General features: G+C 69.1%; 11 protein-coding genes. 9 read left to right on the top strand and 2 right to left on the bottom strand.

What is annotated here, in order from left to right; genetic code table 11:
- Positions 1 to 39 precede the first annotated feature (39 nt).
- The 9 genes from PSQ39_RS12800 to PSQ39_RS12760 all read left to right on the top strand — a co-directional run bounded on the left by PSQ39_RS12800 (position 40) and on the right by PSQ39_RS12760 (position 8,365).
- Complete coding sequence (locus PSQ39_RS12800; RefSeq protein WP_273927196.1) at positions 40 to 384, top strand: hypothetical protein; 345 nt, start codon at positions 40 to 42, stop codon at positions 382 to 384.
- A gap of 321 nt (positions 385 to 705) precedes the next feature.
- Positions 706 to 1,620 carry a LysR family transcriptional regulator gene (locus PSQ39_RS12795; protein WP_273927195.1) on the top strand — a complete coding sequence of 305 codons (915 nt, stop codon included), beginning with the start codon at positions 706 to 708 and terminating at the stop codon, positions 1,618 to 1,620.
- Between the two features lie 157 nt (positions 1,621 to 1,777).
- Positions 1,778 to 2,191: a cupin domain-containing protein gene (locus tag PSQ39_RS12790; RefSeq protein ID WP_273927194.1), complete on the top strand. Its 414-nt coding sequence runs from the start codon at positions 1,778 to 1,780 to the stop codon at positions 2,189 to 2,191.
- Positions 2,188 to 2,985, top strand: coding sequence for a putative hydro-lyase (locus tag PSQ39_RS12785; RefSeq protein WP_273927193.1), 798 nt, complete (start codon positions 2,188 to 2,190; stop codon positions 2,983 to 2,985). Before PSQ39_RS12790 ends, PSQ39_RS12785 begins: the two co-directional genes overlap by 4 nt.
- Positions 2,986 to 3,050: 65 nt before the next feature.
- Positions 3,051 to 4,127, top strand: coding sequence for a TRAP transporter substrate-binding protein (locus tag PSQ39_RS12780; protein ID WP_273927192.1), 1,077 nt, complete (start codon positions 3,051 to 3,053; stop codon positions 4,125 to 4,127).
- 1 nt (position 4,128) lies between these two features.
- Positions 4,129 to 4,752, top strand: a complete 624-nt coding sequence (locus PSQ39_RS12775; protein ID WP_273927191.1) for a TRAP transporter small permease subunit — start codon at positions 4,129 to 4,131, stop codon at positions 4,750 to 4,752.
- On the top strand, positions 4,749 to 6,149 hold the full coding sequence (locus tag PSQ39_RS12770) for a TRAP transporter large permease (RefSeq protein ID WP_273927190.1): 1,401 nt from the start codon (positions 4,749 to 4,751) through the stop codon (positions 6,147 to 6,149). The genes PSQ39_RS12775 and PSQ39_RS12770 overlap by 4 nt, the downstream gene beginning before the upstream one ends.
- A 110-nt stretch (positions 6,150 to 6,259) precedes the next feature.
- Positions 6,260 to 6,979 (top strand): DUF2848 domain-containing protein, encoded by a 720-nt coding sequence (locus tag PSQ39_RS12765; protein ID WP_273927189.1) that lies wholly within the window; start codon positions 6,260 to 6,262, stop codon positions 6,977 to 6,979.
- 45 nt (positions 6,980 to 7,024) lie between these two features.
- Positions 7,025 to 8,365: an amidase gene (locus PSQ39_RS12760; RefSeq protein ID WP_273927188.1), complete on the top strand. Its 1,341-nt coding sequence runs from the start codon at positions 7,025 to 7,027 to the stop codon at positions 8,363 to 8,365.
- A 66-nt stretch (positions 8,366 to 8,431) separates the two neighbouring features.
- Here the strand turns inward: PSQ39_RS12760 and PSQ39_RS12755 are convergent, their stop codons facing one another.
- Together PSQ39_RS12755 and PSQ39_RS12750 are read right to left on the bottom strand one after the other, a co-directional pair.
- Positions 8,432 to 10,591 (bottom strand): FUSC family protein, encoded by a 2,160-nt coding sequence (locus PSQ39_RS12755; RefSeq protein ID WP_273927187.1) that lies wholly within the window; start codon positions 10,589 to 10,591, stop codon positions 8,432 to 8,434.
- A 118-nt stretch (positions 10,592 to 10,709) separates the two neighbouring features.
- A complete protein-coding gene (locus tag PSQ39_RS12750) occupies positions 10,710 to 11,975 on the bottom strand; it encodes a putative Na+/H+ antiporter (protein ID WP_273927186.1) in 1,266 nt (421 codons plus the stop codon).
- Positions 11,976 to 12,048: the final 73 nt, after the last annotated feature.

Genomic DNA, 12,048 nt, shown 5'->3' with positions numbered 1-12,048 from the left:
GCTGCCGCGCCCTGGGCTCTGCCACTTTGAAAGGACTTCATGACCGGACTTCCCCAAGCCCTGTCCGCCCTCTCCCGACTCCTGTTGCGCCTGGTGCTGGTCGCAGCCGCTCTGGTGTTGGTGGCCAGCCTGATCGCGGCCCTGGCTTTGCTGGCCCTGGGCTGGGCCTTGCGCGCCGCCTGGGCTCGCCTCACGGGCCGCCCTGTCACCCCCTGGGTCAACCGCTTTGACCTGGGTCAGCAGTTTGGCAACGTGATGCGCCGGGCCCCCGGGGCCGCGGTTCACCGCCCGGCCGCCACCGACATCACCGATGTCGAGGTGCGCGAGGTCCACGACACACCGGCGGCCAACGATCCCCACGCGCCGCGCCTGCCGCAGCGTTGAGGCGGCGCCGCAGCGGCGCTGCGTGGCGGCCCGCTGGCCCCGGTTTTGGTACAGGCGGTTTACCCGCCCTATAACAGCGCTTGACGCCAACGCCACAGAATGGCCGAGCCCAGGCAGGGCTGGCGCAGGGAACTGCCCCCGTACAGGCAGGCAGGTCTGTGCGGAGCCTTGCGATCCCCTTGCCCGGGCTTTTTTGACCTGCGGTCGCCCCAGGGCGGCCAAGCGTTTGGCGATCACGGCAACCGACCGAGACCTTGGGGCCCTGAGACCCCCTGGTTCCACCCGGCTTTGGCGTGGCCCGCGGGTGGTTAGACTGCGCGCATGAACGTGCGTTTTCTCGAAGCCTTTGTGTGGGTCGCCAAGCTGGGCAGCTTCAAGGCCGCTGCCGACAAACTGCACACCACCCAAGCGGGCATTTCCAGCCGCATCGCCACGCTGGAAGAGCAGTTTGGCGTGCGCCTGTTCGAGCGTGAGCGCCGCGCCATCACCCTGACCTACCAGGGCTCGGAGCTGATGCCGTACGCGCTGCGCATGATCGAGCTGCAGACCCGCATGGTGGCCGCCGTGGGGCAGACCGATGCGTTTTCCGGCATGTTGCGCATCGGCGCCATCGAGACCGTGGTGCACACCTGGCTGCCTGATCTGCTGTCGCGTTTTGTGGCGCGCTACCCCAAGGTCACGCTGGAGCTGATCTCCGACATCACGCCGCGCCTGCGCGACGACCTGCTGCGCGGCAGCCTGGACTGCGCCCTGCTGTCCGAGGAGATCACGCCCGGCTTCATCGAGAACCGGCGCATCGCCACCTACGCCATGCGCTGGGCCACCAGCCCGGGCCTGGCCAGCCAGTTGCCGCCGGGGCGGCTGCGCTTCCAGGACATCGCGCGCCATCCCATCATTTCCTTCCACCGCGAGTCCAGCGTGTACCGCAACATCGCTCAGAGTGCGGCCGATTGCCCGGACCTGCGGGTGAGCTACTTCTCGTCGCTGGCGGCCATGGTGGACCTGACCCGATCCGGCTTTGGCATCGCGCCGCTGCCGCTGCCCGTGATCGAGCGTGACGTGCTCGAAGGCCGCCTGGTGCTGTTGGACCTGGAGCCCACGCCCTCGCCCTTGCCGCTGGTGGCCAGCGTCCGCATGGACCCGGCCTCGCCGGTGGCCGAGGCCTTGGTGATGATGGCGCGCGAGGCCAGCGAGGCCTTCACGGCGCGCTGCAGCCTGCCCGTGCTCGACGCCTGAGCCCGCCTTGTGCGACCCGCCGTGCCGCGCTGTTTCAGTGCGGTCCCGGGCCGATGTGGTGCACGGCGCGGGCCACAGCGGTGCATCAAAAATCCCTATCGGTTGACACCAGAATTTCTCGTTTGACCCCGCATCGCCCCGCGTCAACACTGGGCGCATGACCTTCAGTTCAGCCCCTGACACAAAGCCATTACCGCACCGTGAATTCTTTGATCTGCAGCCGCTGCTGGCCAGCGCTGACTGGCAGGTCGTGCCCTCGCGCAGCGGCCGCATCGAAGAACTGACGCTGCGCGACAGCTTTGACGCCGAGCGCCGCACTGGCTCGCGCACCCTGCTGGCGCGCTGGTCGCCAGGGGCCTGGCTGGACCGTGCCGTGGTGCACGACTTCTGCGAAGAGGTCTACCTGCTGCAAGGCGACTTGGTTGTGGGCTGCGATGCGCAAGGGCAGGGCGGTGAGACCTTCAGCGCACCCACCTACGCCTGCCGCCCCCCGGGCGCCGTGCACGGGCCCTTTCTGTCGCGCGGCGGCTGCCTGATGCTGGAGATCCAGTACCACGAGGTGACGCCATGAGCGCGCTGACCACTGCGCCCAGCCTGGGCTGGCAGGCGCGCCAGCCGATTCGCCGGGGCGAACACCAAGGCCACACCTCAGGCCTGGCGCCAGGCTTGGTGCAGGGCAATCTCATGATCCTGCCGCAGGCCCTGGCGGCCGATTTTTTGCTGTTCTGCCAACGCAATCCCAAGTCCTGCCCTTTGCTGGCGGTGTCCGAACCGGGCGACCCTTTTCTGCCCACCCTGGGGCAGGACATCGACATCCGCAGTGACGTGCCGAGCTACCGCGTCTGGCGCGACGGCATGCTGGTGCACCAGCCCTCGGACCTGACCGCGCTGTGGCAGGACGACTTCGTGACCTTCGTGCTGGGCTGCTCCTTCTCGTTCGAGCAGGCCCTGATCGAGGCCGGCATCCCGCTGCGCCATGTGCAGCAAGGCCGCAACGTGGCGATGTACCGCACCAACGTGCCCACCCAATCGGCCGGCCCGTTTGCCGGCCCGATGGTGGTGTCCATGCGGCCCATGACGCCGGCCGACGCGATCCGCGCGGTGCAGGTGACTTCGCGTTTTGCCCAGGTGCATGGCGCGCCAGTGCACCTGGGGCGGCCCGACCTGATTGGCATCGCCGACCTGGCCCAGCCCGACTTTGGCGACCCGGTGGACATCGGGCCCGATGAGATCCCCGTGTTCTGGGCCTGTGGCGTGACGCCGCAATCGGTGGCCATGGCGACCCGGCCCCCTTTGTGCATCACCCACTCCCCGGGCTGCATGTTGGTGACCGATTGGTTGAACCACCAGCTGGCCACCGGCTAGCGGCCCCGCCGCCCCGGCCTCTTTGACAGATTGACCCCTCACCCCCCCGTCCTCTTGGAGCTCCCATGAAACTCAAACCAACCACCTTGGCCGTGATCCTGGCCGCCTCGACCCTGCTGCCCTCGCTGGCCTCGGCCCAGGCCTTTCCGGCCGGCCCCAAGGTCGCCATCCAGGCCATCACCCAGGTGGCGCCGAACCTGCCGCAATACACCCGGGTCGACCAGCCCTTGCTGCGTGACGGCCTGAGCAAGGCCACCGGTGGCCGTGTGGAAGTGACCCTCTCGTCCTGGCCTGAGCGCAACGTCAACGGCCCTGAAGTCCTGCGCCTGGTGCGCTCGGGCCAGGTGGACATTGCCGCCGCCCCGCTGACCACCGTGTCGGGCGATGTGCCCATGCTCGACGGCGTGGACCTGGCCGGCATGAACCCGGACATCCGCCAGGCCCGCAAGGTGGCCGACGCCATGGTGCCGGTGGCCAACAAGGAGCTGGAGCGCCTGGGCATCAAGCTGATCGCCACCTACCCCTTCTCGGGCCAGATGCTGTTTTGCCGCAAGCCCATCACCAGCCTGGCCGACCTCAAGGGCCTGAAGGTCCGCACCAACGGCCCCTCGGCCGCCGACTTGGTCAAGGCCTTGGGCGGCCAGCCCGTGTCGCTGGCCTTTGGTGAGGTCTACACCGCGCTGGAGCGCGGCACGGTGGACTGCGGCATCACCGGCGCTGGCTCGGGCAATGGCGTCAAGTGGACCGAGGTGTCGACCCACTTGTTCACCATGCCCCTGTCCTGGTCGACCTCGGGCTACTTCGTGAACCTGTCGTGGTGGAACAAGCTCGACCCGGTGGTGCGGGCCCAACTGGAGAAGACCCTGGCGGAGGTGCAGGAAGCGCAGTGGAAGCTCGGCGTGGACGCCACCAACGACGGCGTGGCCTGCAACGTGGGCCATGCCGACGCCTGCAAGCTGCACACCCTGGTGAAGAAGCCCATGGTCGAGGTCAAGCCCGACGCCAATGTGCTGGCCACCCTGCAAAAAGAGCTGAGCGAAGACGTGCTGCCGGGCTGGATCAAGCGCTGTGGTGACCGCTGCGCGGCGGTCTACAACGAGGTGATCGCCCCGATCACTGGCATCAAGTACGCAGGCAAGTGACATGTACCGGCTGTTGGAGTCCCTCAGCCGCCACGCGATGACCGTGGCGGGCTGGTGCTATCTGCTGATCACCGTGCTGATCTGTTTTGACATTGCCGCGCGGCGCTTTCTGGGCTTCTCGACCGAGGCCACGACCGAGCTCACAGGCTACCTGATGGCCGTGGGCATGAGCTGGGGCCTGGCCGGCACCTTGTTCGAGCGCGGCCATGTGCGCATCGACGTGCTGGTGCAGAAGCTGCCGCTGAAGGTCCGCGTCTGGCTGCACCTGCTGTCGCTGAGCGCCTTGCTGGTGGCGTCCCTGTTCTTTGTCTATGGCGCGCTGTCGCTGGCCAAAGACTCCTGGGACTTCGGTGCCACCGACCTCTCCACGCTGCGCACGCCCATGGTCATCCCACAGGGCTTGTGGGCCGCTGGCCTGGTGCTGCTGCTGTTGACGGGCGTGGCCTTGCTGGCGCGCTCGCTGCGTCAACTGGCCACCGGCCAGGCCGACCAGATGGACCGCATGTTGATGGCCCGAACCTATGAAGACGAGGCCGCCGAAACCCTGGAGGCGGTGTCCGAGGCGCAAGCCCACATGAGCCCACCCGTGCCCACCCCCACCCCCGCTTTGGGAGCGCAGAAATGATCGCCATCGTCTTCATCCTGGTCATGGGCGCCGTGGTCGGCCTGGCCTCGCTGTTTGGCCCGGCCAGCGGCGCGGCCGCGGCTTCGGCCGCCAGCGTGCCCTGGTGGGCCCTGGCCGCCGTGCTGGTGGCCTTTGTCGGCTTCTTCGCGGGCGGCATCTACGTCGGCGCGGCCCTGGCCATGCTGTCTTTGCTGGCGGGTTTTGGCCTGTCGGACCGACCGTTCTGGAACTTCATCGGCGAGATGATCTGGGGCCCTTCGACCAACTTCGTGCTGGTCTCGGTGCCGCTGTTCCTGCTGATGGGCGAGATCATGCTGCGCGCCGGTCTGTCGGAGCGCCTGTACCGGGCCCTGAACGTGTGGATGGGGCGCCTGCCCGGCGGCCTGTTGCACACCAACATCATGGCCTGCGGCGTGTTCTCGGCGGTGGCCGGCTCCAGCGTGGCGACGGCGGCGACCATGGGCTCGGTGGCCTTGCCTTACTTTGAGAAGAGCCACTACCCACCGCGCCTCGTACTGGGGTCACTGGCGGCAGGCGGTGCCCTGGGCAACCTGATCCCGCCAGGCATCACCTTCATCATCTATGGCCTGATCACCGAGACCTCGGTGGGCGCGCTGTACCTGGCGGCCGTTGGCCCCAGCGTGCTGGTGGTGCTGTTGTTCACGCTCACCATCCTGTTCTACAGCTACCGCCTCAAGCTGCACGGTGACGCAGGTGGCGCCTCGGTGGGCTGGGCCCAGCGCCTGGCCAGCCTGTCGGACCTGGTGCCGACCGCGCTGCTGATCGGCCTGGTGCTGGGCACCATCTACGCGGGCTGGGCCACGCCCACCGAGTCCGCCGCGCTGGGCGTGGCCGGGGCGATTGTGCTGTCGCTGGTGGACCGCAAACTGAGCTGGAAGATGATGAGCGAGTCCATGCGCTCCACGGCGCGCACCACCTCGATGATCGCGCTCATCCTGTTCGGCGCGTACTTCCTGAACTACATCCTGTCCTCGCTGGGCATCCCGCAGATGCTGGCCAAGTTCCTGACTTCGCTGCCCTTGCCGGGCTGGGCCATCATGCTGGTCATCATTGGCTTTTACCTGGCGCTGGGCACCTTCATGGAAGGCATGTCGATGGTGATCACCACCATCCCCCTGCTGTTCCCGGTGGTCAAGGCCCTGGGCTACGACCCGATCTGGTTTGGCGTGGTCATCACCATGCTGGTCGAGATCGCCATGATCAGCCCGCCCGACGGCACGGTGCTCTATGTGCTGCAAGGCATGCGGCGCCAGCCCGGGCCGATCACCGATGTGTTCTCCGGTGTCATGCCCTTCATGTTCGTTTACATGCTGGCCATCATCGTGCTGATGCTGTTCCCCGCCATTGCCCTGTGGCTGCCGGCGGCGCTCATGTAGCCCGCCACGGGCCCGCTGTGGGCCCCTGCGCTCGGTCGCGCCGCCGGGGCGGCCGAGCGCTCACTTCCCCCCTTTTTTTCATCCTCTTCTTTGAGACGAGAGCCCTAGCCATGTCCACTCCTTTGCTTTTTGCCTGCGAAAGCGCCCTCGACACCGCCCTGCCGCGCACCGAAGTGCGCGCCGTGTTCCCGCGTCAATTCATCATTGCTGGCTGGACCGGGCGCGACAGCGCGGCCATTGCCCACCACATCCAAGAGTTGGAGCTGCTGGGCGTGCCCGCCCCGTCCTCGGTGCCCTTGTTCTACCGCGCCAGCGCCAGCCTGCTGACCCAGGCCCCGCTGATCGAAACCCTGGGCGAGGACAGCTCGGGCGAGGCCGAGCCCCTGCTGTTCTGGGCCGAAGGCGAGTGGTGGCTGACCGTGGCCTCGGACCACACCGACCGCAAGGTCGAGACCTATTCGGTGGCCGTGTCCAAGCAGATGTGCCCCAAGCCCATCGCCGCCGCCGCCTGGCGCTGGGCCGAGGTCGCACCCTACCAGGACGAGCTGCAATTGCGCTCGCGCATCTTCGAAGACGGCCAGTGGGTGGACTACCAGCAGGGCACGCTGAGCTCGATCCGCCCGCTGGCTTCGCTGTGCGCCGACAGCCCCCTGGGCACTTCCGCGCAGGACGGCTGCTTCCTGTCCTGCGGCACCCTGGGGGCGATTCATAATGCACAAGGCGTGGGCATCCGCCCGGCCGCGCAGATGGAGATCGAGCTGCGCGACCCGCGTCGCCAACGCAGCATCGTGCACCGCTACCAGGTGCAGACCCTGCCCGTGGTGGCCTGATGCACGCCGGCCCGACGCCCCTTCTTTCCTCTCACCTTTGACGCCATGACATCTACTCTTGAGTCCCTGCAGTCGCGCCTGCAACAAGGCCAGACCACCTGCGAAGCCGTGGTCGAACAGGCCTTGGCCGGCGCCTCCGGCCCGGCAGCGGCCCATGTCTTCACCCGCCTGTACCCCGAGGCCGCGCTGGCTGCCGCCCGCCACGCCGACGCCCAGCGCGCCGCGGGCGTGCCGCAGGGGCCGCTGGCGGGCCTGCCGGTGAGCATCAAAGACCTGTACGACGTGGCGGGCGAGACCACGCTGGCCGGCTCGGTGGTCTGCCGTGGCGAGCCCGCCGCCCAGGCCGATGCGCCGGTGGTGGCCCGCCTGCGGGGCAGCGGCGCAGCCCTGATCGGCAAGACCAACATGACCGAGTTCGCCTTCTCCGGCGTCGGCATCAACCCCCACTACGGCACGCCGCGCAACCCGGCCGATGCCGCTGTGGCGCGCATTCCCGGGGGTTCCTCCTCGGGGGCGGCGGTGTCGGTGGCGTTGGGCCTGGCCGTGGCCGGCCTGGGCTCGGACACCGGGGGCTCCATCCGCATCCCGGCCGCGCTGTGCGGCCTGGTCGGCTTCAAGAGCAGCCAGGGCCGGGTGCCGCGCCGCGGCGCGCTGGAGCTGTCGCGCAGCCTGGACACGGTGTGTGCCATGACGCGCAGCGTGAGCGACTGCCTGACGGTCGACACGGTGCTGTCGGATGCGCCCCTGGCCGTGGCCAAGCGCCCCTTGGCCGGCCTGCGCCTGGCCTTGCCGCAGACCGTGCTGCTCGACAGCCTGGACGAGACCGTGGCCCGCGCTTACCAACGCACCCTGTCGCGCCTGTCGGCGGCGGGCGCGCAGCTGATCGAGATCCCCTTGGCCGAGCTGGCCGAGATCCCGCGCCTGAACGCACCTGGCGGCTTCTCGCCCGTCGAGGCCTTTGCCGTGCACCACGAGCGCCTGGCCCGTGCGCGCGACCAGTTCGACCCGCGTGTGGCCGCCCGCATGGCCTTGGGCGCGCCGGTGCTGGCCCGCGAGTACCTCGACATGCTGGACCACCGCGCCGACTGGATCGCCCGCGTCACCCAGGCCCTGGATGGCTTTGACGCCGTGCTCAGCCCCACGGTGCCCATCGTGGCGCCGGAGATCGAGGCGCTGCAGGCCTCGGACGAGGCCTTCTTCAAGGCCAATGGCCTCTTGCTGCGCAACACTTTTGCCTTCAATTACCTGGATGGCTGCGCCTTCAGCCTGCCTTGCCACGCCGAGGGCGAGCTGCCGGTGGGCCTGATGCTGGCCTCGGTGCGCGACGACGATGCCCGCCTGGCCACGGTGGCCCTGGCGGTGGAGCAGGCGCTGGCCGCGGCCTGAGCGCGTGGCGCCTGGTCCGCCCTCAAGGCCCGCTGGGGCTGGGGCTGGGGCGGGCGGGGGCCGTGATCAGCGCGCTGGCGGGCGTTTCAGCTCGGCCAGCGCGGCGCGGGCCGCGGCGGCTGTGCGGGCCGCATCCAACTGGGTGACCTGCAGACGCCGGTGCAGCCACGGCAGCACCTTGTCGGTGGGTGGCTCGCTGGGCAGCAGGGTTTGTTTGGTGTCCAGTGCACGGGCTTCGATCTCGGCTTCACCCGCCCCCTGGCTGGCCGGGTCCAGCAAGTCCTGCAGCGATTGCTGCGCCTGGCCCAGCGCGGTCAAGGCCTCGGCCTGGTGCATTTCCGGGCCGTCGCGCAAACGCATCAAGCGCAGCATGGACAGGTGGGCCATCAGGCGTTGGCCATGGTCAAGCAAGGCGGTCAGCGGCACCCAGGGCAGTTGCACCTGGCGCGGCTCGTAGCTGCTGCGTTGCAGGCCGGCGGCCAGGGCCCCCAGCGCGTCATAGGCCTGGCGGCGGGCCAGGCGCTGGCGCACGGCCATGCCGGGGTCGGCCGGGTCGTGGGGGCGCAAGGACTCGGCCGCGTAGTGGCGCAGTGCCGCCAGCACCCGGGGCAGGCTGCGCGGCAGGCTGCGCCGTTCCCAAGAAGGCAGCACATAGCAAAACGCCCAGGCCATGGCCGCGCCCAGCAAGGTGTCGGCCACGCGCTCGGCGATCGGAAAGCCCGTGCTCGGGTGGGCCATGTGGGCTTGCAGCAAGGCCATCACCGTGGCGGCCACGGCGGTGATCAGGTAGCGCTCGATGGCAAAGCTGTGGGCCAGGCCCACCGCCAGCAGGAACACCAGCATCATCAGCAAGGGCGAGGACACATGGGCCAGGCCCACCACGATCACGCAGCCCAGCAAGGTGCCCAGCACGCGCAGGTTGCGCCGCGACAGGGTTTGTTCGATGTTGCCGCGCAGCACCACCGCCACGCTCAGCACCATCCACTGCGGGTGCGAGGACCAAGGCAGGGCCAGGCCGATGTAGTAGGCCGCGCCCAGCGCCAGTGACGCGCGCAGGGCATGGCGCAGCACGGGCGAGGCCAGGGTGCGGTGGGCCTCGAAGGCGGACAGCGGCCAACCCTCGGGGGCCACGAACAATTGCAGCTCGGCCGCGCTCAGGGGCTGTTCGCTGGGGCCCTGGTCCAGCAGGCGGTGGATGGCCTGCACATCGTCTTGCAGGTGGCGCACCCGGTTGATCAGGGCTGGCAGCAGGCGGGCGCGCAGGTCCTCGGGCGCCAGCAGAGGGCTGTTTTGCAGGCTGTCCAGCAGGTCGGACAGGGGCGCCTGTGCCTCCGGGCGAGGAACGCGCACGCCGCGCAGCCGGGCCTGGGCCAGCGCCAGTTCGTCGGCCATGGCCCGCAGGCGTTGGGCCAGGCGCGCGCGGACCTGGGTCGCCAGTTCGTCCGTGCCCAGCAAGTCCAGGTCCAGGCGGCTGGCCAGCAGGATGTCGCGCAGGTCGATGGCGCGCAGCAACACCGCGGTTTCACGCTGGGCGCGCGCGCTGGGGGGCGCGGCAAACAGCAGGTCACGCGCAGCTTGCAGGCGTTCGGCCAGCTGGGCTTCGTCGCGCACCCAGGTGTGCAGGGCCTGGGCGGCGGTGGCGGTCTGGCCTTCGTCCAGCATGGCGTCGGCGCGCGAGCGCAGCAGCCGCGCGGTGGCTTGCAAGGCCGTGGCCAGGGCCAGGCTGCGGTAGCGCTTTTGCAGCACCCGGATGGTCAGCTGGGACCAGCCCAGGTAGAGCGCGGCCCCCACCAGGTTCCAACCGGTCAGCACCCAGGGGGAGGTGCCATCGGGCACGCCCATGGTAAAGACGATGGACAGGATCGCCGCAAACGAGACCGGGCCGGCGCGGGGCCCCCAGGCCAGCGTCATCATCGAGATGAACACCAGGCCCATGATGGCCAGGCCCAGCACCCGGGGGTAGGGGTCGAGAAAAGCCACCACAGCCGCGCTCAGCGAGCCCAGCACGGCGGCCATCAGCACCCGGGGCCAGGACCGCCCGGGCGTGGTGGGCACATCGGCCAGGCTGGCAAACACCGCGCCGCTGCTGACCAGCTGGGCCACATGCAGGCTGGCCTGGCTGCCAAACCACCATTGGATCAGCCCGATGCCCAGGGCCACACTGAGGCCGTTGAGCACATGGGCAGGGATGCGGAAGAGCCAGTTCAGGGGCGACAGGGGCAGCATGGGCAACAGGGGCGGCAACAGGGTCAAACAAGGCAGTCGGCCCGCAGGCCGGCGACGCCTCAGCATACCGCGCCCGCCGTGGCCGGTCTGAGCGGGCCGTCCTGCCGGGCGTGGCGCCTCAGAGCCCGCGCAGCGCCAGCATGGCCACGCCCGTGGCGGGCAGGGCGGCCAGCAAGAGGCCCAGCGGGTGGATGGACTGCTCCTCGAAGTGCCCGCGCAAAATCGCCACCCCGGCCGGGTTGGGCGCGTTGGCGATCACGGTCAGGCCGCCACCGGTGACGGCACCGGCCACCAGGGCCACCTTGAAGTCATCGCTCAGCCCGGGCACCAGTGAGCCCAGGTAGGTCAGCGCTGCGTTGTCCGTGATGGCCGTCAGGGCGGTGGCGCCCAGGTAGACGCTGTCGCTGTCCAGGGACAGCAGCAGGGGTTGCAGCCACCACTGCTGCTGCCCGCCCAGCACCACCAGGCCGGCCAGGAAGAAGGCCACCAGCAAGGCTTCGCGCAGGATCAAGGGGTTCTGATGGCTTTGGTAGGCGGTGGCCAAACCCAGGAAAAACAGGAACAGGCCCAGGAACACCGTGAGGTGGTGGGCAAACACCACCACGCCCAACAGGAACAGCAGGTGCACCAGCACCAGGGCGGCGGGCACGGGGGGATGCGCCTCGCGGCGGCGCGGCTGGGGCGGCAGGGCGCGCAACTCGCGCTGGAACAAGGCCACCAGGCCGGCGGCATTGACCAGCACCGCCACGGCGGCCTTCCAGCCGAGGGTGGTCAGCACAAAGGCCAGGTCCCATTGCCAGGTGTGGGCCACCATCAGGATCGGGGGGGCGGCAAAGGGCGTCAGCGTGCCGCCAATCGAGACATTGACAAAGAGCACGCCCAGGACCGCGTAGCGCAAGCGCGTGGACAGGCCCTGGCTGAACAAGCTGTCGCGCAGCATCAGCGCGGCCAGGGTCATGGCCGCCGGTTCAGTGATGAACGAGCCCAGCAAGGGCACCAAGGACAGCAGCACAAAACACGTCGCCATGGCCCAGGGCAGGGGCAGCCGCTGCGCCACGCCATGCACCAGCCGGGCCGCCACCTGCAAGATGGGGCGCGTGCCTGCAATCACCATGATGGCGAAGACAAACAGCGGCTCGGTGAAGTTGCGGCTGTTGAGGTACTGGGTGGCGGCCTCCTGGCCCTGCAGCGCGAACATCAAGACCATCAGCACCATGGCCCAAAAGCCAAACACCACCTCCACCTCGCCGAGCAAGTGCCACAGGCCCGCATGCCGCGGCCGGGTGTGGGCCAGGTGTTCAAAGAACTTGGTCGAAAACGTGTGCAGCAGGGCGATGGCAAACAAGGCCGCGCCGATCCACTGCAAGGTGCTGGGGTTGCTCATGGCAAAAGGCTTCACTGAAAAAGGAGGGCGCCAGGGGGGGCGCCAGGGCTGGTCCGCCAACCCGGGCGCTATT

Origin of the sequence: Curvibacter microcysteis (genome assembly GCF_028649455.1) — a bacterium.
Taxonomy (GTDB): Bacteria; Pseudomonadota; Gammaproteobacteria; order Burkholderiales; family Burkholderiaceae_C; genus Curvibacter; species Curvibacter microcysteis.
The sequence above is the reverse complement of the archived record's forward strand: the minus strand, read 5'-3'. Positions and strand labels throughout refer to the sequence as shown.